The 20,364-nt window shown below is 61.7% G+C and carries 24 protein-coding genes and 2 pseudogenes; 15 read left to right on the top strand and 11 right to left on the bottom strand.

Annotated elements, in window-relative coordinates; genetic code table 11:
* The first annotated feature begins 99 nt into the window (after positions 1 to 99).
* On the top strand, positions 100 to 858 hold the full coding sequence (locus HYG82_RS40895; RefSeq protein WP_179263957.1) for a hypothetical protein: 759 nt from the start codon (positions 100 to 102) through the stop codon (positions 856 to 858).
* A gap of 128 nt (positions 859 to 986) precedes the next feature.
* Here HYG82_RS40895 and HYG82_RS40890 read toward each other — a convergent pair whose 3' ends face one another.
* The 4 genes from HYG82_RS40890 to HYG82_RS40875 all read right to left on the bottom strand — a co-directional run bounded on the left by HYG82_RS40890 (position 987) and on the right by HYG82_RS40875 (position 3,078).
* Positions 987 to 1,259, bottom strand: coding sequence for a MoaD/ThiS family protein (locus HYG82_RS40890; protein WP_179263955.1), 273 nt, complete (start codon positions 1,257 to 1,259; stop codon positions 987 to 989).
* Positions 1,260 to 1,342: 83 nt separating this feature from the next.
* A complete protein-coding gene (locus HYG82_RS40885) occupies positions 1,343 to 1,552 on the bottom strand; it encodes a hypothetical protein (RefSeq protein WP_179263953.1) in 210 nt (69 codons plus the stop codon).
* A 180-nt stretch (positions 1,553 to 1,732) separates the two neighbouring features.
* Complete coding sequence (locus HYG82_RS40880; RefSeq protein WP_179263951.1) at positions 1,733 to 2,752, bottom strand: phosphoribosylaminoimidazolesuccinocarboxamide synthase; 1,020 nt, start codon at positions 2,750 to 2,752, stop codon at positions 1,733 to 1,735.
* Positions 2,753 to 2,898: 146 nt separating this feature from the next.
* Positions 2,899 to 3,078 carry a hypothetical protein gene (locus HYG82_RS40875; RefSeq protein WP_179263949.1) on the bottom strand — a complete coding sequence of 60 codons (180 nt, stop codon included), beginning with the start codon at positions 3,076 to 3,078 and terminating at the stop codon, positions 2,899 to 2,901.
* A 99-nt stretch (positions 3,079 to 3,177) separates the two neighbouring features.
* Here HYG82_RS40875 and HYG82_RS40870 point away from each other — a divergent pair, with 99 nt between their 5' ends.
* The 4 genes from HYG82_RS40870 (at position 3,178) to HYG82_RS40855 (ending at position 7,256) form a co-directional block, all read left to right on the top strand.
* Positions 3,178 to 4,179: a potassium channel family protein gene (locus HYG82_RS40870; RefSeq protein WP_179263947.1), complete on the top strand. Its 1,002-nt coding sequence runs from the start codon at positions 3,178 to 3,180 to the stop codon at positions 4,177 to 4,179.
* A gap of 269 nt (positions 4,180 to 4,448) precedes the next feature.
* A complete protein-coding gene (gene cofH / locus HYG82_RS40865; RefSeq protein ID WP_179263945.1) occupies positions 4,449 to 5,837 on the top strand; it encodes a 7,8-didemethyl-8-hydroxy-5-deazariboflavin synthase subunit CofH in 1,389 nt (462 codons plus the stop codon).
* A 111-nt stretch (positions 5,838 to 5,948) separates the two neighbouring features.
* A complete protein-coding gene (locus HYG82_RS40860; protein ID WP_179263943.1) occupies positions 5,949 to 6,707 on the top strand; it encodes an SDR family NAD(P)-dependent oxidoreductase in 759 nt (252 codons plus the stop codon).
* A gap of 96 nt (positions 6,708 to 6,803) precedes the next feature.
* Positions 6,804 to 7,256 carry a nucleoside deaminase gene (locus HYG82_RS40855; RefSeq protein ID WP_179263941.1) on the top strand — a complete coding sequence of 151 codons (453 nt, stop codon included), beginning with the start codon at positions 6,804 to 6,806 and terminating at the stop codon, positions 7,254 to 7,256.
* Positions 7,257 to 7,332: 76 nt separating this feature from the next.
* On the opposite strand, the gene cofG is transcribed toward HYG82_RS40855, so the two are convergent.
* From cofG to HYG82_RS40835, 4 genes are all read right to left on the bottom strand, one after another.
* Complete coding sequence (gene cofG, locus HYG82_RS40850) at positions 7,333 to 8,511, bottom strand: 7,8-didemethyl-8-hydroxy-5-deazariboflavin synthase subunit CofG (protein ID WP_179263939.1); 1,179 nt, start codon at positions 8,509 to 8,511, stop codon at positions 7,333 to 7,335.
* A gap of 66 nt (positions 8,512 to 8,577) precedes the next feature.
* Positions 8,578 to 9,288 (bottom strand): 2-phospho-L-lactate guanylyltransferase, encoded by a 711-nt coding sequence (gene cofC, locus HYG82_RS40845; RefSeq protein ID WP_179263937.1) that lies wholly within the window; start codon positions 9,286 to 9,288, stop codon positions 8,578 to 8,580.
* A gap of 159 nt (positions 9,289 to 9,447) precedes the next feature.
* Positions 9,448 to 10,626 carry a tubulin/FtsZ family protein gene (locus HYG82_RS40840; protein ID WP_179263935.1) on the bottom strand — a complete coding sequence of 393 codons (1,179 nt, stop codon included), beginning with the start codon at positions 10,624 to 10,626 and terminating at the stop codon, positions 9,448 to 9,450.
* Between the two features lie 243 nt (positions 10,627 to 10,869).
* Complete coding sequence (locus HYG82_RS40835) at positions 10,870 to 11,754, bottom strand: complex I NDUFA9 subunit family protein (protein WP_179263933.1); 885 nt, start codon at positions 11,752 to 11,754, stop codon at positions 10,870 to 10,872.
* A 114-nt stretch (positions 11,755 to 11,868) separates the two neighbouring features.
* Here HYG82_RS40835 and tmk point away from each other — a divergent pair, with 114 nt between their 5' ends.
* The 4 genes from tmk to HYG82_RS40815 all read left to right on the top strand — a co-directional run bounded on the left by tmk (position 11,869) and on the right by HYG82_RS40815 (position 15,331).
* Positions 11,869 to 12,498: a dTMP kinase gene (tmk, locus tag HYG82_RS40830; RefSeq protein WP_179263931.1), complete on the top strand. Its 630-nt coding sequence runs from the start codon at positions 11,869 to 11,871 to the stop codon at positions 12,496 to 12,498.
* Between the two features lie 217 nt (positions 12,499 to 12,715).
* On the top strand, positions 12,716 to 13,498 hold the full coding sequence (locus tag HYG82_RS40825) for a hypothetical protein (protein ID WP_179263929.1): 783 nt from the start codon (positions 12,716 to 12,718) through the stop codon (positions 13,496 to 13,498).
* Between the two features lie 2 nt (positions 13,499 to 13,500).
* Positions 13,501 to 14,115 carry a PH domain-containing protein gene (locus HYG82_RS40820; RefSeq protein ID WP_179263927.1) on the top strand — a complete coding sequence of 205 codons (615 nt, stop codon included), beginning with the start codon at positions 13,501 to 13,503 and terminating at the stop codon, positions 14,113 to 14,115.
* A 112-nt stretch (positions 14,116 to 14,227) separates the two neighbouring features.
* Positions 14,228 to 15,331, top strand: a complete 1,104-nt coding sequence (locus HYG82_RS40815) for a DUF7537 family lipoprotein (protein WP_179263925.1) — start codon at positions 14,228 to 14,230, stop codon at positions 15,329 to 15,331.
* Between the two features lie 146 nt (positions 15,332 to 15,477).
* On the opposite strand, the pseudogene HYG82_RS40810 reads toward HYG82_RS40815, so the two are convergent.
* Positions 15,478 to 15,606: pseudogene (locus HYG82_RS40810) on the bottom strand (Lrp/AsnC family transcriptional regulator); the annotation flags it as partial.
* On the opposite strand from HYG82_RS40810, the pseudogene HYG82_RS40805 reads away from it, so the two are divergent.
* The 4 genes and pseudogenes from HYG82_RS40805 to HYG82_RS40790 form a co-directional block, all read left to right on the top strand.
* Positions 15,601 to 15,995 (top strand): annotated as a pseudogene (locus HYG82_RS40805) (dTMP kinase); the annotation flags it as partial. The pseudogenes HYG82_RS40810 and HYG82_RS40805 sit on opposite strands and share 6 nt — an antisense overlap.
* Positions 15,996 to 16,059: 64 nt before the next feature.
* Positions 16,060 to 16,290 carry an Lrp/AsnC ligand binding domain-containing protein gene (locus HYG82_RS40800; RefSeq protein WP_179264672.1) on the top strand — a complete coding sequence of 77 codons (231 nt, stop codon included), beginning with the start codon at positions 16,060 to 16,062 and terminating at the stop codon, positions 16,288 to 16,290.
* Positions 16,291 to 16,424: 134 nt separating this feature from the next.
* A complete protein-coding gene (locus tag HYG82_RS40795) occupies positions 16,425 to 17,165 on the top strand; it encodes a potassium channel family protein (RefSeq protein WP_179263924.1) in 741 nt (246 codons plus the stop codon).
* On the top strand, positions 17,165 to 17,395 hold the full coding sequence (locus HYG82_RS40790) for an Lrp/AsnC family transcriptional regulator (RefSeq protein ID WP_179263921.1): 231 nt from the start codon (positions 17,165 to 17,167) through the stop codon (positions 17,393 to 17,395). The genes HYG82_RS40795 and HYG82_RS40790 overlap by 1 nt, the downstream gene beginning before the upstream one ends.
* 341 nt (positions 17,396 to 17,736) lie before the next feature.
* Here HYG82_RS40790 and HYG82_RS40785 read toward each other — a convergent pair whose 3' ends face one another.
* On the bottom strand, positions 17,737 to 18,318 hold the full coding sequence (locus tag HYG82_RS40785; protein WP_179263919.1) for a MogA/MoaB family molybdenum cofactor biosynthesis protein: 582 nt from the start codon (positions 18,316 to 18,318) through the stop codon (positions 17,737 to 17,739).
* A gap of 98 nt (positions 18,319 to 18,416) precedes the next feature.
* Here HYG82_RS40785 and HYG82_RS40780 point away from each other — a divergent pair, with 98 nt between their 5' ends.
* Together HYG82_RS40780 and HYG82_RS40775 are read left to right on the top strand one after the other, a co-directional pair.
* A complete protein-coding gene (locus HYG82_RS40780) occupies positions 18,417 to 19,442 on the top strand; it encodes a zinc-binding dehydrogenase (RefSeq protein WP_179263917.1) in 1,026 nt (341 codons plus the stop codon).
* A 166-nt stretch (positions 19,443 to 19,608) separates the two neighbouring features.
* A complete protein-coding gene (locus tag HYG82_RS40775) occupies positions 19,609 to 19,929 on the top strand; it encodes a DUF7977 family protein (protein WP_179263914.1) in 321 nt (106 codons plus the stop codon).
* A gap of 78 nt (positions 19,930 to 20,007) precedes the next feature.
* On the opposite strand, the gene HYG82_RS40770 is transcribed toward HYG82_RS40775, so the two are convergent.
* Positions 20,008 to 20,325, bottom strand: a complete 318-nt coding sequence (locus tag HYG82_RS40770) for a DUF7853 family protein (RefSeq protein ID WP_179263912.1) — start codon at positions 20,323 to 20,325, stop codon at positions 20,008 to 20,010.
* Between the last annotated feature and the right edge of the window lie 39 nt (positions 20,326 to 20,364).

The following is a 20,364-nucleotide window of genomic DNA, read 5'->3' as shown; positions in this document are numbered from 1 at the left end:
CATTGGACAGTGTCCCGCTCGAAACGGAACTATGATACGTCGATGACGCTATATCTTTCCAAAAGCTATTATCAACGGTGGGTGGTGGGCCCACACGCGATGAGCGATTCACACAACTCAGATGATGTAAAAATTCAAGAACATATGCTGGAAGCGAGAGAGCGGCAACTCTCGAGTCAGATCGAATCCGTCGAATACATCGATGCGAAAGCAGCGAGTTTGTTCACACTCATCACCGGTGCTTCGGGGATCGCCTCGCTCGTTGCCGTAGTTTCCCCGTATGTTGGCCTCCCCGTCCCACCCTCTCAGAGTTCGGGAGCCGACGTTATCGCATACTACAAGCCATTTTTATCCGAACCGGCGATCGTTTTCGGCGTCGTGAGTTTACTGGCCTCACTTATACTCGCAGTCTTGACCCGCGACGTCGGCGACTATTACGACGGGTTCAAAGACGAAGAGTTCGATGGGTTTATTGCCGATATAAAGTCGGGCGCAGTCACCGAACAGTGGCGAATCAACCTGATAGAGGGGCTAGAGAAGAGTGTCCAACACAACGCGAGCCGGATCCAATACAAGACGATGACGTATACTCTCTCAGTCTATTGCGTAATGGGTTCTATTCTATTTCTCTTTGGCGGCCTGTACAATCTCGCTAACGATACGTCCCGCTTGGTCTCGAGTGCGACGACGGTTGGAGTATTATTCGTAATCGCCGTGGTTTGGTCCATCTCCAAACTATCCGCCCCGGGCACGGATAAAAATGCGCCACAGAACCGAGGAATGCCGAGTAGCAACGTCGTACGGGACGCGAGGAAACGAGTAGCGAACGATGAGGAGTTCAAAAACGAGAAGCTGTGATCATGGATCGGGACGAACGAATTTACCCGGTGCGGTGACCGGGAGCGCGTCGGAACGGGTCGTGACGGAAACCGACGGTGAGATTCTCACGGGTTTCCAGTTATTCTGCAGTCTGATCGACCGTCCACCTACTCCTCAGAACCGCCCTGAATCGCGGGTACTACCATCAGTGACGCGTCCTCGGGAACCCGATCAGCAAACCCAGCGCGATCGCCATCCACGGAAACCCTGACGCTCGGCCGAATTTCATCGTCGGCGTAGAGGTGCGACTCTGCTCGTGGGTACGCATCGACGAGTGCTGCGATGGCATCGGCGACCGTTCCGCCCGACCACTCGAGGGAGATAGTCTTCCCACCCGTTGCGCTCCGCAGCGGTCCGAAAACCGTGACCGTGGTCGTCATAGTCTCTACTGGATCGCCCTGACACAAATATCGACCGAGAAATCGGGGTTTCGGCCGCAACCGTATCTATCGAGGCGGGAATCTCAGTCGTCGCTCGGTTCGGGAGTGCTCGAGGCAGGTGCCGTCGCGTCACTCTGTCCGGACCACTCCGGGGAGAACGCCGATGCGGCGGTAAGACCGAGCATCGCGAGAACGATAAGCCCGAGTACGCCGCTCGCGACGGCTGCGATTCCGGTAGTGAAGGTAAACAGGACGACGTCAGTTGCGATCCCACTGGCGATAGCGAGTGTCATTGTGGCTCGCTCGAATGTGAGTTACCCCGCCATATGAGGGTTACTTTGTTCCGGCTGGGTTGTGAAACGATACCAATAACCAGATGAAGGCGATGGCGATTCGCATATTGCCGGCTACCCTATCGACGCCTTCGATCCGACTGCAGCCGCGGAACGGCGCCCAGTGCCCGCGAATCACGGTTACAACCGCCGAACCGCCCCGATCGCACTCGAGAGCGGCGGCGCGTCGAAAAACTCCCGACCAGTGTAGGCGTTTGCCCCGGCGCAGTACATATCGCGGGCGGTATCGAGGATATTCTCCTCGAGCGGTTCGGGATCGACACTGCAGAGTGATTTCCAGTCGGCGATGTTATCCCGTTTCGCCTCGGCCTTCGCGGCTTCGACGGCTTGCACCCATTCGGGCTGGGTTCGTTTGTGATACTGGCGGAGCACTTCCTTCGAGAGCTGGGTCCCTTCGTAGCTGAATCGGTTCTCGTCGAAGGTACCGACGACGTCGGCAACGCGGATCTCGCCCCCATAGTACAGGCACTCGATCTTCCCATCCTCGTGGACCAATCCGGCCGAATCCGCCTGTTCGGTAACGATCCGATTCACCTCGCGGGCGACCGACGCGAGGTCGTCGACGGCGGCCGCACCCGCGATGAAATCCGCCTCGTCGCGTTCGAGGTAGCGGTCGCCTTCCTCGTACTTCGTCGAGAATTCGACGATCGGATCGTCCAGATCGACGGCCTCGTCCGGCCACTCGTCGAACCCGAGGCCGTGATCGGCGGGTTCGGTCCGGTGTCGCAGACTCGAGCCCACGGGGACGCGGTTGCGAAAGACGATTTCGAGTGGAATCAGGTAGTTTTCGCCGGCCGCGTCGTGGTAGTGGTCGTAGTCATACTCCCGCCCCTCGTGGGGCAGGTCGGGCACTTGTGTGAGGTCGATCGCCATCTCCCACGGCGGATGGGACGCGTCTTCGAGGCCGACGACGTCCCCGTTTTCGACAATGCCCCGATAATGGGTCGGAACGCCGTCAGCTTCGAGCAGTTCGAAGTTGAACGCGCCCATCGTACAGAGGCTCGCACCTTTCTGCGGGATCTGATCGGGCATCTTTCCCCAGTCGAAGACCGAGTAATCGTCGGTGAAGACGAACGAGCCGCGACCGAGGTCCTCGGCGGTCGCTTCCGTTTCGATGCGGAATTCTTTGACGCTCGTCACGCGAGACACCCCGAAACGAATTCGGCGCCGCAGTTCATACCTCAGTTGCCGTGGCGGGACCGTAAGAAGGTTTCAATATCCAGTTTGGTCCCGCTGCCCGTCGATGTGACTCCCTCGGCCGCAAACCGGCTCGTCGAGTCGTTCACTCAGCCGTCGTCGACGGCCTCGAGCAGTTCCGTTGCGTCCTCTCCTAACGACTCCGCCAGGGATTCCTCGTCGGTGACGTGAGCAGTCACCGATCGTACCGGTCGGGACGTCTCCGGAGCGACGGTGATCCGGACGGAGACCTTTCCGGCCCGAGACCGAATACGGAGACGTGAGTCCACTGATTTTGGACCGGAACGGCACGCATGTTCCGGTCGATTACTCGATGGCCGGCGGCATCGAAGAACCAGGAACACGGACAGTTCCGAGGTGGTTGTAACATGGGTATTGGAGCATTCGCTCTCGGGATGGGGCTTCTCGCTCTCGTCGTCGTGGATCTCGTGTGGACGACGCTCTGGGTCGAAGGAGGTGCAGGGCCGCTCACGTCGCGGCTGATGTCGTGGACGTGGCGCGGAATTCGACGAATCGGAAGTCGAAATTCGGCGCTGCTCACCCTCTCAGGACCGATTGTACTCGTGATCGGCCTCGCCGTCTGGATCGTCCTCTTGTGGGGTGGCTGGACGCTGATCTTCGCGAGCGCCGAATACCCCCTCACCGATACGATCGACGGCGGTCCGATCTCCTGGCTGGACCGGATCTACTTCACCGGGTATACGATATTCACGCTGGGTAACGGTGATTTCGCCCCGCGAGACGGCATCTGGCAACTCGCAACGACGTTCGCGACGGCCAGCGGGATGTTGTTTGTCACGCTGAGCGTGACATACGTCCTCTCCGTTCTCGACGCCGTGACGCAGAAACGGTCGTTCGCGAGCAGCGTAAGCGGTCTCGGAACGCGGAGCGACGAAATCCTCCGGGCGAGCTGGAACGGCGACGAATTTCGCGGCCTCGACGTCCCCCTGAACAGCCTCACCACGCAGTTGAACGTACTCACGGAGAATCACAAGGCGTATCCGATTCTCCACTACTTCCACACTGGACAGCCCGAACGAGCACCAGTGACGAGCATCGCGATTCTCGACGACGCGCTTGCGCTGCTTCGGTTCGGCGTTTCCGAACCCGACCGGCCAAGCGATACGATCGTGAAAAACGCACGGGCGAGCGTCCACAGTTATCTCGAGACGCTCCACGAAGCGTTCATCGAACCCGCTGATCGATCTCCGCCCGCGCCGTCTCTCGAATCGATTCGCGACGCTGGAGTTCCCACCGTTTCCGACGAAGAGTTTACTGAATCGGTCGCGGACCTGAGCCAGCGACGACGACTGTTGCTCGCCCTCGTCGAATCTGACGTCCGAGAGTGGCCGACCGCGGGAACGGAATAGTCCGAGTACCAAGCATCGAAACCGCCATCTTCCGATCGAGGCGCGTCACTTCGAACGAAAGCAAAGGCGTCGTCCCGACGATTCAGTTTCTGTCGCTCGGAATGATCTCCTCGCCAGACCCACAAATTTGTGTGTCGGTTCCCAATTGTGTGTCGGTTCCCAATTGTGTGTCGGTTCGCCAAATTCATGTGTGGCTGACTGGCAAATACCTCGGTGTCGGACTCGCAAATCCATCACGCTTTTCTCACTGTACTGGTATCGTTCGTTCAATGGATCGACCGGTGACCGAGGCAGACCTCACGTTCGAACACGTTCCCGAGACCGACCAGTCCTTCGAGAACGCACTGGCAAAGGCGCGCGACGGCGACCGATTGACGGTCGACGACGCAATCGAGTTACTCACGACGGGAACGGACAGCGGAGGGATCGACCGGACGCGAAAGGAACGCGTCCTCGAGGCGGCAGACCGCCGTCGCGCGGAGACCGTCGGCGAAGAGGTCACCTTCATAGCGAACCTGAACAACAACGTCACGACCGCCTGCAACGTAGGTTGTCTCTTCTGTAATTTCAAGGATGCTGCACATACCTTCGAGCGAGAGACGGAAATAGAGACGGCAGGCTTTACGAAAACGCCGGATGAATCCCGAGAGATAGTCGCCGACGCCGTCGAGCGAGGTATATACGAGGTGACGTCTGTCTCCGGTCTCCACCCCGCGTTCGCGCTCGACGACGACCACCGGGAGATCCTCGAAGCCCATCCAAACCCGAAGGAAGTCAACTACAAATCCCCTGAACTTTACGAGACCAGCCCCGGCACGTACACCGAACAGATGGCGGCGATGGACGTCGACGGGGTTCACGTCCACTCGATGACCCCTGAAGAGGCGTATCACGCCCGCCGCGGAACCGACTGGTCCTACGAGGAAATCTACCGACGGTTGCGAGACGCTGGACTCGATACGGTCCCCGGAACGGCCGCCGAGATCCTCGTCGACGAAGTCCGGGACGTGATCTGTCCCGGGAAAATCGACACCGACGGCTGGCTCGAGGCCATGGAGGCCGCTGCGACTGTCGGTCTCGGAATGACGGCGACGATCATGTACGGTCACGTCGAAAACGAGGCCCACCGGGCGATTCACTTAAAGCGCGTTCGCGATCTGCAAGATCGGACGGGGACGATCACGGAGTTCGTTCCCCTCTCGTTCATCCATCAGAATACGCCGCTTTACGAACACGACGTGGTTTCCGGCGGTGCGAGCACCGACGAGGACGAATTGATGATCGCCGTCTCGCGGCTCTTCCTCGACAACATCGATCACATCCAGTCGTCCTGGGTCAAATACGGCGACCAGCAGGGGCTCAAAATGCTCTCCTGCGGCGCTGACGACTTCATGGGAACGATCCTCTCCGAGGAGATCACCAAGCGTGCGGGCGGAGAGTTCGGCGAGTATCGCTCGTTCGCCGACTACGTCGACCTCGTGAGTTCGATCGGCCGCATTCCCGTCGAACGGTCGACCGACTACGAGAACCGCCGTGTCATCGATCCCGGCGAGTCACCTCTCGGCCCCCAACTCGGCCCGAAAGCGGACGGAACGCCGCTTCTCACACGCGAGGAACAGGATGCGCGCGAGGCACGGACTGCTCCTGCAGACGACTGAGCACTGCCGGACAGCGTCTTGCCATCAGACGACTGGCTTTGACGGCCGTGGCGACGAACGGACGGGTTCCGGTGTGAAATAGTTTATATTGCGTCGAAATAGCATTTGAGTATGCGACTCGAAGGCAAGACAGCGTTTATCACTGGTGCCGGATCAGGTCTCGGTCGAGAAGCTGCGAAACTGTTCGCCAAAGAGGGTGCGACGATCGTCGCGGCCGACATCGACATCGAGGGTGCCGAGGAGACGATAGAGCAGGTCGAAAATGCAGGACGAGACGGAACTGCACTCGAGTTGGACGTTCAGGACGCCGATGCGGTTCACGCGGCCGTCGACGAGGCGGCCGCCGAATTCGGCCTCGATATCATGATCAACAACGCCGGCATCAGCCACGGCCCCGCCGCGGTCGAGGACATCGACGAGGCGAAGCGGGATCGGCTCATCGACGTGAACGTGAAGGGCGTCTGGAACGGCTGCCACGCGGTCATTCCGCACTTCAAGGAGCAGGGGTCGGGTGCGATCGTGAATACGGCGTCGCTGGCCGGCGTTATCGGTGCACCACAGCTCGGCGCGTATTCGCTGACGAAAGGCGCAGTCGTCAACTTCACCCGCACGGTCGCGGCGGAGGTCGGTCCGAGCGGCATCCGGGCGAACGCGGTCTGTCCCGGCGTGACGGACACGCCGATGCCGCGGAAGGGCCAGACCGACGCGGAGTGGGAGGCCACCAAAGAGGAGATGGCCCGCCACTATCCCCTCAAGCGACTCGGTCGGCCCGAGGACATCGCCAACGCGATGTTGTTCCTGGCGAGCGACGAGGCCGACTGGATCACCGGCGAGGCCCTGGTCATCGACGGCGGTTTCTCCTGTTCGTAGCCACACCGACGACCGGCGAGATCGAGGTCGCTGGCCGATCCCACTCGAGTCACCGGGAGAGGAATTGTTTCAGTGCTGGCGATGAAATGTCCGGGTATGGAGACAGACGAGTCCTACGTTCGCCAGGCGGTCGATCTGTCGAAGGCGGCGGTCGAAAACGGAAACACACCGTTCGGGTCGCTGCTCGTGATCGACGATACGGTCGTCCGGACGGCCGAGAACACAACCCTGACCGACGACGACGTGGCCGCCCATCCGGAGTTCAAACTGGCTCGATGGGCCGCGAGCGAACTCGAGCAGGCCGAGCGCGAGGCGTGTACGATGTATACCAGCACGGAACCGTGCCCGATGTGTACGAGCGCTATCGTCTACGCGGGACTCGATCGGGTCGTCTACAGCGTCTCCGTCGAGTCACTCGCGTCGATTCGAGACGACGGCGTGATCGAGATCCCCAGCGCGGAAGTCGTTGACCGGGCCGACGCGTCGACGACCGTGGACGGGCCAATTCTCGAAGACGAGGGACTCGCGGTCCACGAAGAGTACTTTTAACGTCGGGCAACTCGGCCGTCTGCGCGATCGGTTCCTCACATCTCCGATCATCGTCGCATCTTCGGGTGACAGTTCGTCACCGCGTCGCGGTCCCCGCTTCCCTCCGTAGCACGGATCGGTAGCGCTCGCCGGCCGGATCGTCCGCCTCGAGCGCGTCCCGGATCGTCGGCGAGATCCAGTTGCGCTCGGCGTTGGAGCCGTCGAACCCCGCGCCGTCGGCGAGGACGCCATCGAAGCCGTCCGTTCGCAGGTCCGGCGGCAGGAACCGTTCGTAGACGGGCAGCCGTTCGCCCAGCGGGACGCCCGCGTGGTCGGCGATTTCCTCGAGTTCGCGGAGTGCGGGCCACTTGTATTCGGGATTGATGTGGTCGTCCGTGACGGGCGAGACACCGCCAAGATCGTCGACGCCGCAGTCGATCAGGTCCTTCGCAGGGGCGAGGTTCGGCGGAACCTGCACCGAGATTTCTTCGGGGAGGGCGACCCGGGCCATCGACGTCACGCGACGCATCGTCGCGAGATCCGGTGAGCCCTCGGCCCAACGCTCGTTGTTCACGACGGGTTGGACGATCACCTCCTGAATGTGATCGTAGCGGTCGTGTAGTTCACGAATAGCCAGCAGGCTCTCGGCGCGATCGCGCCAGTCCTCGCCGATTCCCACGAGAATGCCGGTCGTGAAGGCCACGTCCAGTTCGCCCGCGTTCGCGAGGGTCCGGAGCCGCTGTCCGGGCACCTTGCGCCGCGGTCCCGCGTGTGCGCTCACCTCCGCAGTCGTCTCGAGCATCACGCCCATACTCGCGTTGACATCCGCGACGGTTTCCATCTGTTCGCGGGTCTGGTCGCCCGGATTGGCGTGCGGGAGCAGTCCCTCCTCGAGGGCGACCTCGCAGGCCTCGCGCAGATACGTATGAATCGAGTCGTGCCCCCAATCTGCGAGTTGGTCGTGGATCTCGGTGTACCGGTCGTCGGGATCGTCGCCGAACGTAAACAGCGCCTCCGTACACCCGGCGTCTGCACCGCGCTGACAGATTTCGCGGACTTCCTCGAGCGACAGCAGGGAGGCCTGTCCGGGCGGGTCGAAGTACGTACAGTAGGTGCAGGTGTACCGACAGGCCGTCGTGAGGGGCACGAAGACGTTCCGTGCGAAGGTGAGAGCCGACGGCGCGTCGACGTCGTTCGGGCTAACCTGAAGGAGATTCTCGACGGCCCGGTCCTGGACCGTGATATCGACGCCGTACTCGCTCGCCCCGGGGAACATTACCTCCCTGTGTTGGCGCGTGGAACATAAGGGCTTCACTTCGCGACGGAGGGCGTCCGTACCCTATTATTCAGTCGCCGCGCTTTCCTCTCGAGAGACCGCGACACGCCCATCCCTCACGTCGAGTTCGAAGCCAAATTCCCGGAGGCAGGTAGGTGCGCGGTCGGTCTCGCGGCCGTGGACGAGCACCTCGACGAGATCTACCGGCTCGTCGACGTCGGTGGCGAGCCGAAACGAATCGATCGTTTCGAGAGAAGCTCCGACCTCGCTTGCGATCACGCGGTGGTCGAGATAGGAGGCGCCGTGGTAGTCGACCCGGAACGCTGGGTGGCGAACGACGAGCGCGTTCGTCCCGCCGGCTCGCCCCGGCGAGATCGCCACGTCGGCCGCGGCAGCGAAGAGTGCTTCGAGCGCACTGGAACTCGCCAGCGCGAGGTCGGCCATAACGACGGCGACAGCGTTCGAGTCTCCGTTTCCGTCTTCGGACCCGCCTGCGTCACTTCTCTCGTCCGTCGGCAGTCGCGCGTTGACCGCCGCTGTAAGCGAGCGGTCGTCGACCACGACAGACGTCGACGTGGCGACCTCGCCCGGCAACTCGAGGTCGGCGAGGTCCAGTGGTGCGGTCGTGACGACCGCCGGCTCGTGACCCGCTTCGACGATCGTCCGCAGCACGTCCGCGAGCATCGCCCGGGAAAACACCGACCGCTCGGCTGCCGTGAGCACGGGCTCGAGGCGAGTCTTCGGCGACTTGGCGGCGTACGGGACCACGACGCGCATCTGAATCTGATTGCGGTAGTTCGGGCGCGTTCAAAAGGACATCGGAGTGCTCTCATCCGGGGAGAACCCACACACGGTCTGACATTTCGAGACCGGATTCAACCGTCCATCGGCGCGAAATTGGCCGCTCGTGGCGTCGAAAATAGAACGACCTGCTGCTTAAAACAGCGGTTCGAGTTCGTCTTCGTCGTCCTCGACGAGTTCCTCGAGGTTCTCTTCGCTTTCCCGTTGGATGTCGTCGATGTTGTCCTGTGCTTCGATCGCGACCTGCTGGAGGCGCTTGATCCGCGGGACGTTCGTCACGCCGGAGAGCAAGATCGCCGCGGCGACTTCCGGTTCGCTGCGCGGGAAGTCACCACCACGGACTTCCATGCTCCCGGTTTCTTCTTCGAGCCACTTGCGCCCGCGCTCGATTCCTTTTCGGTTCAGGTACTCCGAGGGTCCGGAAAGGACGAGCAGTGCGCGCTCGGTGCCTTCGATTTCACACGGCAACGTGAGTCGGCCGAGTGCAGCCTTGCGGACGAGGCTCGTGATTCGATTCGTTGTGTTCGCAGCGTCCAGATCGTCGTCACCACCTGTGTCGCCGGTAAACCGCGAAAGGAGGCCGCCACCCGAATTGACTTCCACCTCCTCCGAGGCGTAGCCAACGGTGGAGACACCACCGCCGGAGAGCGTGTTGATGATCTCGGAGGAGTCGACGACGCTCTCGGCGACCTCCTGGCCGTCGCCTACCTCGCCCGCCCCGAAGAGGATACCAAAGCGGCGGACGATCTCCTCGTTGATCTGGTCGTAGCCCCCCTCGACGGACTCGCCTGTCTGTCGCCACGAGTCGTTGTCGAAGACGAGCAGGTTATCGACTTCGCGGACGAACGTCTGGAAGGACCGGGCTGCGTTGAGCGTGTAGATGCCCCCCTCGTCCGTGCCGGGTAGAACGCCGAGCCCGTACACGGGGATCGTGTAGATTCGCTTGAGATGTTTCGCAAGTACCGGCGCACCACCCGAACCGGTCCCGCCTCCCATCCCGGCAACGATCAGAAAGGCGTCGACCTCGTGAGTCGGAATCGAATCGATTGCGTTCTGTACCTCGTCGATGTCCTCCTCGGCGACTTCGGCGCCGAGTTCGTTATCAGCACCGACCCCGTGGCCCTTTACGCGGGCCTGGCCGATGAGTACGCGATTCTCCTGTGGTATGTTGTCGAGACCGATGAGATCCGCTTTCGCGGTGTTGACGGCAATCGCCGCGCGGACGATTCCGCTGTTCGTCCGATCGTCGTAATCGAGGAATCGATCGACGATTTTGCCACCAGCCTGTCCGAATCCGATCATCGCCAGCTTCATTGTTTGATAGGGGGCTCCGTTGGATTTGTAACAGTGCGATGGAGGATATAAGTCTTGTGCTAAGATGAATTTCACGAATAATTCAATATTGCGCCTCATTGGCCTGGAAGTGTGGTTTTCGGCACGTACAGTAATTCGGATGTGGGCGTTTTATCCAGCCACTCGCGCCCTTTATATTACCCGTGGGAGAGGAGTGCGGCCGATAGCGAACTGAACGTGCCGATCGGCCGTCGGTACGACTGTCTATTCGAGGCCGAGATAGTCGCCGAAGGTCTTCAATTCGCTCGGATCGCGGCCGAATGCGGTAACGTCGTTGTCCGAGACGGTGTTGTCGATCTCGAGCGATCGACCCTGATCGGGACCGAGAGGAACGACCGGTATCGGGCCGATCGCCGCTAACCCGAGTTTGGCGACGGCCATCGGAATGGGAACGATCGTGACGTCCCTTCCCTCGGCGTCGTAGACGAGTTCCGTCACGTCCGCGAGGGAGAGTATTTGCGGGCCCGCGACGTCGTACGTCTCGCCGACGTGATCGTCGTCCTCGAGTGCATCCGCGAGCAGCGGAACGAGGTCGCCGATCCAGATCGGCTGAAAGCGCGTCTTCCCGCCGCCCGGGAGCCCCGTTACGTACGGCGTCGTCACCGTTTTCGTAAAGTCGACGAACTCGGCGCCGTCACCGAACACGACCGACGGACGGAAGATCGTCCATTCGAGAGTCGATTCCCTGACGACTGCCTCGGCTTTCCCCTTGGCGCGAAGGAAAGCGGTGTTGCCGTTCGGATCGGCCCCGAGCCCGCTCATTTGCAGGAATCTATCGACACCGCCGGCTTCGGCGGCGCGGACGAGATTTTCCGTGCCGCCGAGGTGGACCTCCTCGTGTGTCTTCCCATCGGGGGGTTGATAGAGCGGGGAAAGCGAAACGAGGTTGACGACAGCCTCGTGCTCCGCAACGGTGTCGACGATCGAGTCGTACGCCCCGACGTCGCCCATCGCCGTATCGACCCCGTCCGGGAAATCGCCGCTGTCCGGGTGTCTCGACAGCGCCGTCACCTCGTGGTCGCGCTCGGCCAGTTCAGTACACAGATTCGAGCCGATGAAGCCGGTTCCGCCGGCGACGAGGATTCGCATACCGGATACATGCAGGTACGGCGATATATAGATGGGCGGCCACGCCGTCAGACTGGTGGGATCGTCCTCACCCCCTCTCGACAGATTGTAGTAGCAGTCACGACGAGTGCACCCATGCTCGCTACGCTCGAGGGGTTAGATGGCAGCGGTAAAACGACGGTCTGGGAGGCCTTACACGAGCGCTATCCGGACGCCACGTTCACACGTGAACCGACGAATTCGTGGTACGGCGACGCCGTCTACCGGTCGATCGAAGACGACGAGGCCGATCCGCTCGCCGAACTCTTTCTCTACACGGCCGATCACGCCGATCATCTCTCCCGCGTAATCGAACCTGCACTCGAGCGCGGCGACCTCGTCGTGTCGGATCGATACTCCGACTCCCGCTTCGCCTATCAGGGCGCGACGCTCGCAGCGGCCGAGGGACACGACCTCGCCGATCCACTCGAGTACGTCGTCGACGTTCACGAGCCCTTTTCGATCACGCCCGACCTGACGATCTACTTCGATCTCGACCCGGAAACCGCCGCCGAGCGCGCCGGTGCGACGAACAAGTTCGAACACGCCGACTACCTCGCCGACGTGCGGGCGAACTACGAGCGGTTGCTCGAGCGCGAGCCAGATCGGTTCGCTCGCGTGAACGCAACGCAGGATCCCGACGCCGTCCTCGAGGCGGTTGCGGACGCGCTCGAGCGGACGCTAGCCGGGTCTGACGGGCGCGACGCGGCGGGTACCGGTCGATAGTACTCCTCGTTCGTCGCTTTCGCCTCGGATACTTGGTATCGACGGTCGGATCGGACGCGACGATTGCAGAATACCTTCGCTCCCGGGCCGAGGAACTACCGCTCTGTGGCCTCCAGCCTGCGTCTCGTGAAACGGAGCAGTGCAGACCGTTACGAGCCACCAATATGTCAAGAAATTGGTCATTGGATATAAATAGTATGTTTGTAAAGCAGGACACGTGACGACCGGACTTTTTCAGTGGCCGATCGACGTGCTGCTGCGGCCGGAAGCGTTGGTCGCCGCGCGTTCGGATGCGGAAACGACCGGGGTCCTCGTTGCGATCGCTACGAGCGCCAAAGTGTCGGTGGTCTATTTCTCAAATCTGCTCCTGTACGCGCTTCCCTTGACGTACGCCGGCATCGGAACCGGCGAAGCGAGCACCGCACCCGAGGGGATACGCTCGCTCGTCGGCCCGTTCGTTACCGATCCGGACGCGTTTTGGCAGTTTTCGGTAGCGCTGGTACAGAACAGTTCGTTCCTGTTCGTCGCGACGATCCTGACGTTCGGGACCTTCCATCTGGGCGTCGTCTTGACGCGGAGTTCCGACGGCATCGTTCGATCGCTTCGAACCGTCAGTTACAGCACGGGGATCTATCTCGCGACCATGTTCACCGTCGTCTGGTACGCTGCGACCGCGCCGAGCGTTCGCGCCGCCGACGACCTTCTCGTCTCGCTCCAGGCGTCGTTTTTCTACTTCTTTATCGACCAGTTGGGAGCGAACCTCGAACTCCCCGGCGGTCGCCCCGATTCCGTCGCTCCCGGACTGATGACGACGTTCGATCAACTCCTGTTGACCGCCCTGTTGCTCTCGGCGGTCTATTATCTCTACGTCCTCTACGTCGGTGCCCGAGTCTCGCACCGATGCACGCGATTCGAGGCGCTCGTCGCCGTTGCGTTCGTGACGATCTCCCCCGCACTGTACGTGATCGGCGTTATCGCCTCGAGTACCCTGTTCCTGTAACCATGACCCAAAACAGTGACGAGATTGACAACATCGAACGGGCGCATAGCGAACCGGCAGCCGAAGCTGCCGATGATGGCTCCGAAAGCGACGGGGCAGACCGAACGACGCTCACGTACGGGGAATCGTCGTCAACCGACGTCCAGTACGAAACGACGCCGACGATCCGTCCGGTACTTCTCACGCTCGCTGCCGTCGTCATCGGCGGTCTAGTGATTGTTGGTAGTATCGCGACCAACCCCGCTCTGTTGGGCGGGGCCCAGATCGCCGATATCATCGGGTCCGCAATCCTGGTTCTCACGTCGGTCGTGGCGATTCGGCTGCTGATCAAGGCGGCCGTTCTCGCGCGGACGACGTACACGATCACCGACGACACGTTCCGTCGAGAGTACGAACTGTTGTACCGAACCCGGTCTCGCGTCGTTCCCGTCGCGAAACTCCGCGGACACGAGTTTTCACAGGGTCGTGTCCAGTCGCTTCTCGGTTACGGCACGATTCGACTGCTGACCGCCGGGACGAACCGGAGCCTCGGATTTATCGAATTCGAACACCTCGACGATCCCGAACGCACTCGCGAGGAGATCCGCGCCGTGTCGACCGCCCGAACCGAGGACTGAGGTGCGTCTCGCGTTCGCGAACCGAGGACTGAGAGGCGTCTCGCGTTCGATTTTCGATCCCGACTGTCTCCAAGCCATTAGAGTTTAATCGGCGTAGTAAGACATTGGCCGTATGCGGCGACGAACGCTTCTCGGACTCGGCAGCGTCGCGATGATGGCCGGGTGTCTCCGCCTCGACGAGGACGGGGAGGACGGACCGGCCGCCGACGAGGGGGCCGGGTCGGAGACCGGTGCCAGCAGTAGAAACTCCGACTATCCGCTGGGAATTTCCGAGGACGGACTCTCGGAAACGCTCTCACAGACTCACCAAAACGAGTTGGCCGACCGCTCGTTCACGCTCGAGTATGAGTTCGAGGATTCGGAAGACGAGGCGAGGTACGACGCGATGCGAGTCCGGGCCGAAGATGACCGAGCGGCGATCGAACGAACCCACAGACCAAACGCCCGCTCCGTTGATTTCTACTTCGACGGCACGGACGAATGGTGGCGACGGATCGACGACGGGACGACACATTACGGACGGCAACAAACTACTGGCAGGGTCGTCCCGTACAAGTACGGCCCCAACCAGTTGACGTTCGGTGAAGCGCTTGCGGTGTACATTCGACTGGGCGAGTACGGGCCGCCGGTCGAGAACGACGACGAGGACCGATTCCGGTTCACGGCCAACGCCCCCGCCGACCGCGATGCCCTCGCGGACCCGGCCGGTCCCGGCGACTACCGCGTCAATGACATCTCGACGGAGCTCACCGTCGACGACGACGGTATCATCCATTCGTTCGGGGGTTCCTTCGATGCAATCATGCGCGACCGGCAGCGATTCCTCGAGACGACGCTTTCGGTCTCGAACATCGGTGCGACGACCCTCGAGGAACCCGGCTGGGTCGCCGACGCCCGTCAGGAAGCGCCGCAGTTGCGAATGGAGATCGCCGACGACGAACGGGCGGTTGTGATCACGCACGAGTCCGGACAACCGATCCCCGCCGGGGCGGAGCTGATACTCGACCAGAACGCCGACGGGCCCGAAAAGAGTCATTTCACCAGAACCGAGGCGGACCTCACACCCGGCGATACGCTATCGGCGTGGATTTCGGACGACATCCTTCAGGTGAGTCAGAGCCGCCGAGGGTCCGGCGTCAAACTGGAACAGCACTGGCACGTCACGTTCCACCTCGATTGGTCGAAATACTTCGCCGGGTTGATCGGGGACGTTTAGATTCGGTCCCCGTCGCTGCCGCTCTCAGTGTTGGGCGAACACACCGCCAGCGACGTGAGCCGAGAACACACCGCCAGCGACGTGAGCCGAGAACACACCACCAGCGACGTGAGCCGAGAATCGAACGCGTACGGACGGCGCAGGTATCCCATCGCGATGGAGGTCTTCGCCTCCGTGGCCCCATCGAGGCTCTGCATGTCCGCCGAAACGGTCTCGAGGACGTCGTAGATATCCGGCGAATCCACTTCTGCGATGATGGCGTAGTTGCCGGCGACCTCGTCCTCTCCGATCGCTACTCCGACTCCCGTTCGCCATCAGGGCGCGACCCTCGAGGCGGTTGATGGCCACGGGATCGCTGATCCGCTCGAGTATGTCGTCGACGTCCCCCGGCCGTTCTCGATCGAACCGGCGCTGACGATTTACCTCGATCTGGATCCCGAAACGGCCGCAACGCGTGCGGGGGACGACGAACAAGTTCGAGCGGGCCGAATACCTCGCATCTGTTCGCGACAACTACGAGCGGTTGATCGAGCGCGATCCCGACCGATTCGTCCGCGTCGACGCAACCCGGCCGCCGGACGCGGTTCTCGAAGCAGTGACCGATGCACTGGCGGCAGCCGTCTCAGAGATGAGAGAACCGTCATCGACACCGGCGAACGAATAATCGAAGTCACACGACCCGGGATCGGGCAAAGGCTTTAGTCATGATAGAGTGTACCACACCGCCGATGGTCCACGCGTTCATCATGGTGAAAACGGCCGCCGGAAAATCCGAGGGCCTTCTCGCGGAAATCGGCGACCTCGAGTTGGTCGCCGACGCCCACATCGTCGCTGGTAACTACGACATTATCGCGGAGGTCAACGCGCCGGAAGTCTACGATGTGCTCCAGACGGTTTCCTCGAGCATGCAAGGACTCAGCGGTGTCACCGACACGAAGACCTACATTGCGATGGGATAATCTACCCGGTCACAGCCGCTTCGGCCGGTAACCCGGCGGCCTCCCACTTCGTCGTCTCTCGAGCGGTGCCGTTCGAACTTTTACCATGGTACGCTGGGGCAAACTTATTCACCCGTGCGAGCGTATCCCTGTCCATGCGGTTCGTGATTATCGGGGCTGGACGAGTCGGACTGCGCACAGCACGCGTCGTCCGTGACGAGGGCCACGAGGTGTCGCTGATCGAACGTGACGATAGGAGGATCAGACGCGCCCGAAATCAGGAATTCACCGTCGTCGAAGGAGACGGCTCTCGCGAAGCCGTTCTCGAGGAAGCCGGCGTCACACAGGCAGACGCCGTCGGGGCGTTGACCGGCGATCTCAACGTTAACTTCACGGCCTGTATGATAGCCAGTCACTACGGCTGTCGGACGGTAATGCGAATCGACGAAGCCTATCGCGAAGGTATCTACCGCGAGTATGCCGATCAGGTCGACGAGGTAGTTTACCCCGAGCGCCTCGGCGCGATCGGCGCGAAAAACGCTATGCTCGGCGGAACGATCCGCGCTATCGCAGACATCGCACCGTCTCTGCAGGTCGTCGAGCTCACGATAACAGACTCAGCCCCCGTCAACGGGTACACGATCAGCGAACTGCAGTTGCCCGCCGACGCGACCGTCCTCGCGTTCGGCAAACGCGACCAGCCGCTTGGCATTCCAAACGCCGATCTCACGCTCGAGGACGGCGACCGACTCGTCGTCCTCACGGATTTCGACGTTCTCAGCGAGGTACGCCAGTTGCTGGTAGGCGAGACGGCCGGTCGAGCGGACGCAAACGCGGGCACCGATTCCGTAACGACGGAATTCGACACGGATACCGACACTGGAGGTGTCAACTGATGGTCACGGCATTCGTTATGATCAAAGCAAATACGGGCGAGGCGGATCGACTCAAAGACAGCATCGAATCTATCGCGGGCGTACAGTCTGTCCACATCGTCGCAGGGGATGTCGACCTGATCGCGAAAGCCCGGGTCGAAACGCCCGCGGAAGTCAAAGAGATCGCCGCCACCCGAATACAAGCTATCGACGGCATCGAGGACACGCAGACGTACATCGCGATGGACTGACGAACCCGTGACTGACCGCAGCCGCGGATTCCGTGCTTACTGTCGGCCCCGCGGAGATACCATTGCGCCCGCGGATTCCGTGCTTACTGTCGGCCCCGCGGAGATACCATTGCGCCCGGCTAACGAGGTAGCGATGGGCGGCGGGTATTCACCTCTCTTTCGGCGGTTTCTCGTTCCCGCCGTCTCCCGTCGAGTGTCCACCACTGCCACCGCCCTCCCGGCCTCGCCGCCATACGGTTTCTTCCCGTCGTATGGGCTCGCCAGACGAGTCCGAACTCGAGGACCGACCGGGCGGGAACCGGCCAGAACGGTCGTCGACCGTACCCGCACTCGCGCGGCGCTTACGGGTCCCGGTCCGCCGCGTCGACATCGTTCGGTTCGGCGTCCGGATCGGCCGCTGCGTTCGGCCCATCGCCCCGCAAGCGTTCGACGATCGTCGTCCCTTCCACGAGGATGATTTCGTTCAGCGCGAGTTCGACCGTTTCGACGATACCGGGTAGACAGAATATCGCCGTTCCCTCGGCGACACCCGAAAGCGTTCGGACGGTGACGACTCGCGTCCCGATCTGCTCGTAGGACAGTGTAGTAATCAGGTCCCCGAAGGCGGTCAGTTCTTTCTCCAGTAGCGGTTCGACCGCCTCGATGGTATCATCGGTCGGTTCGACGCCCGTCCCACCGGCTGTGATGACGACGTCGACGTCGTCTCGATCGATGAGTCGGGAGACGATCGACTGGATCTGGTCGTAGTCCGAGTTGACGTGTTCACGCACCGTAATTTCACTCCCAGCAGTCTCGAGCGCATCGGCGATTGCCGATCCGGCGGGATCGTCCTCGAGGCCACGGTCCGACGAGATAGTAACGACGCCGGTACAGAGCGTCCCCTCGGAAGGGTCGTCGCTCTCGTTCGCGTCCGATTCGGCCATATACCGTGTTCGATGACCAGCAAATAAAATACTGGCTGAAAAAAGCACCGTCAGTAGATTGCCCAACTGTTATAGACGGCGTTTCCGTTGCTCACCATATGCAAGCAGTCAAAGTCACGGAGCACGGCGACACCGACGTCCTGGAGTACGGCGAGTATCCCGATCCCGAAGTGGGACGAGACGAGGTTCTGGTCGACATCAAGGCGGCTGCGCTTAATCACCTGGATATCTGGACACGACGAGGAATGCCGGGGCTCGACCTCGAGATGCCACACATCCCGGGCAGCGACGGTGCGGGTATCGTGGAGGAAGTCGGCGAGGGCGTGACACGATTCGAAGCAGGTGATCGCGTCGCGCTCTCGGCTGGCGTCGGCGATCTGCGAAAGGACGACCCGACGCTCGACCCGCACTATCACATCATCGGCGAACACGTTCCGGGTATTCACGCCGAGTACGCTGCGATTCCGGCGGATAACTTGATTCCGGTTCCGGAGGACGTCGATTGGGAGGTCGCCGGCTCGAGTTGTCTCGTCTTCCAGACCGCCTGGCGGATGCTAATCGAACGCGCAGACCTCGAAGCTGGTGAGTCGGTCCTCGTCCTGGGTGCGAGTGGCGGGGTCGGCCACGCCGCCCTCCAGATCGCCGATTACGCAGGCGCGGAAGTGTACGCGACCGGCAGCACGGAGGAAAAGCTCGACTACGCCCGCGAACACGGTGCGGATCACGTCTGTAACTACGAGGAAGAGGACTTCGCGGACTGGGTTCGATCCGAAACCGACGGCCGCGGCGTCGACGTGGTCGTCGAACACGTCGGTGCGCCGACCTGGCAAAACTCGCTCGCGAGCCTCACCAAAGGTGGCCGTCTCGTTACGTGCGGCGGCACCGCCGGCGGCAATCCCGAGACGGACATTCCCCGTATCTTCTGGAATCAACTCGAGATCATCGGCTCGACGATGGCCACGCCCGATCAGGTCGATGATGTGATGGAGCTCGTCTGGGACGGCACCTTCGAGCCGGCGATTCGCGAGGACCTGCCGATGAGCGAGTCCCAGCGCGCCCACGAGATAATCGAGAATCGAGAAGGGTTCGGCAAAGTCGTCGTCCGCCCGGATAGCGAACTGTAGCGGGTCTTCGTCACTTCGTGCGATCCGGGGAATCGGTCTGTGGTACCCGATCGCCGCGTCGGATCGACGTCCCGATCGCCACGGGAAAGCGCCCCCTGTATTTCGTCGACGAGTGCCGGCTGTGGAACCGTGAGGGCTTTCACTGCGCGCCCGAAACGGTCGACTAGTGAGTCCGAGCGACGACGGCGGCTACGTCCATACTCCATCGGGATTCGACGCCGAAACGGATGGCACGGAAAAGTCCGGTGAGCCGGGTAACAGCGACCCCGGGAGTGAGTCCCCTCATCCCGAGACGGCCGACCGCGAGTTCGACTGGCGCGGGTGGCTGCTCGTCGCCGTGATCGTCTTTGCGTTTCTCGTCGTTCCAGCCGCCATCTTCTTCGTCCCACCTGGTGCAGAAGGGTATCGGTTCGCACTCCTCATCCTGCCGCTGGCCCCCGCCGCCGTACTCGCGATTACGGCTGTCTGGGCGACGACGCGGCCCTGAGAAACACGCGAGAAAGACGACGCAGAACCGTACCGATCGCCAACACCGCAATCGAAATGCTACGCCCGGCCGCAACCACTAGGCCCGTCCACTGCGGATCTCTTCGAGTCGAGCGAGAACGGCCGATCCGTCATTGACGTCACGGTCCGGCGTCTCCTCACGGTCGACGTACGCTGTCATCGCATCATAGAGGTGATCAGTCTGCGAGCCGGTGATCCTGTCCGTGTCGCCCCCCGTCTCGATCGCCTCGAGTACTTCGAGAACCCACTCCGGCGGGGCCTCGTCGGCGTCGAGAGCGTCATCGACGCGGTTCGACAGGACGTGGTGGACGACCCATTGTTCGTCTCTAGAGAGCGTGACTTCGTACGTTTCTGCTTTCGGTGGTGAGGAACTCATTTCGTCACACGGACCTGTTTCGTCGGTCCTCAAACAACG

This window comes from Natrinema halophilum, assembly GCF_013402815.2.
Taxonomy (GTDB): Archaea; Halobacteriota; Halobacteria; order Halobacteriales; family Natrialbaceae; genus Natrinema; species Natrinema halophilum.
This window is presented reverse-complemented; position numbering and strand designations above follow the sequence as displayed.

Bases quoted from the DNA above. Each gene is read 5' to 3' on its own strand.
- HYG82_RS40800 (WP_179264672.1), top strand. From the start codon at position 16,060: ATGGTCCACGCGTTCATCATGGTGAAAACGGCCGCCGGAAAATCCGAG.
- HYG82_RS40895 (WP_179263957.1), top strand. From the start codon at position 100: ATGAGCGATTCACACAACTCAGATGATGTAAAAATTCAAGAACATATG.
- HYG82_RS40815 (WP_179263925.1), top strand. From the start codon at position 14,228: ATGCGGCGACGAACGCTTCTCGGACTCGGCAGCGTCGCGATGATGGCC.
- HYG82_RS40855 (WP_179263941.1), top strand. From the start codon at position 6,804: ATGGAGACAGACGAGTCCTACGTTCGCCAGGCGGTCGATCTGTCGAAG.
- HYG82_RS40785 (WP_179263919.1), bottom strand. From the start codon at position 18,318: ATGGCCGAATCGGACGCGAACGAGAGCGACGACCCTTCCGAGGGGACG.
- HYG82_RS40790 (WP_179263921.1), top strand. From the start codon at position 17,165: ATGGTCACGGCATTCGTTATGATCAAAGCAAATACGGGCGAGGCGGAT.
- cofC (WP_179263937.1), bottom strand. From the start codon at position 9,288: ATGCGCGTCGTGGTCCCGTACGCCGCCAAGTCGCCGAAGACTCGCCTC.
- HYG82_RS40780 (WP_179263917.1), top strand. From the start codon at position 18,417: ATGCAAGCAGTCAAAGTCACGGAGCACGGCGACACCGACGTCCTGGAG.
- HYG82_RS40870 (WP_179263947.1), top strand. From the start codon at position 3,178: ATGGGTATTGGAGCATTCGCTCTCGGGATGGGGCTTCTCGCTCTCGTC.
- cofH (WP_179263945.1), top strand. From the start codon at position 4,449: ATGGATCGACCGGTGACCGAGGCAGACCTCACGTTCGAACACGTTCCC.
- HYG82_RS40860 (WP_179263943.1), top strand. From the start codon at position 5,949: ATGCGACTCGAAGGCAAGACAGCGTTTATCACTGGTGCCGGATCAGGT.
- HYG82_RS40890 (WP_179263955.1), bottom strand. From the start codon at position 1,259: ATGACGACCACGGTCACGGTTTTCGGACCGCTGCGGAGCGCAACGGGT.
- HYG82_RS40840 (WP_179263935.1), bottom strand. From the start codon at position 10,626: ATGAAGCTGGCGATGATCGGATTCGGACAGGCTGGTGGCAAAATCGTC.
- HYG82_RS40820 (WP_179263927.1), top strand. From the start codon at position 13,501: ATGACCCAAAACAGTGACGAGATTGACAACATCGAACGGGCGCATAGC.
- HYG82_RS40885 (WP_179263953.1), bottom strand. From the start codon at position 1,552: ATGACACTCGCTATCGCCAGTGGGATCGCAACTGACGTCGTCCTGTTT.
- HYG82_RS40770 (WP_179263912.1), bottom strand. From the start codon at position 20,325: ATGAGTTCCTCACCACCGAAAGCAGAAACGTACGAAGTCACGCTCTCT.
- cofG (WP_179263939.1), bottom strand. From the start codon at position 8,511: ATGTTCCCCGGGGCGAGCGAGTACGGCGTCGATATCACGGTCCAGGAC.
- tmk (WP_179263931.1), top strand. From the start codon at position 11,869: ATGCTCGCTACGCTCGAGGGGTTAGATGGCAGCGGTAAAACGACGGTC.
- HYG82_RS40835 (WP_179263933.1), bottom strand. From the start codon at position 11,754: ATGCGAATCCTCGTCGCCGGCGGAACCGGCTTCATCGGCTCGAATCTG.
- HYG82_RS40795 (WP_179263924.1), top strand. From the start codon at position 16,425: ATGCGGTTCGTGATTATCGGGGCTGGACGAGTCGGACTGCGCACAGCA.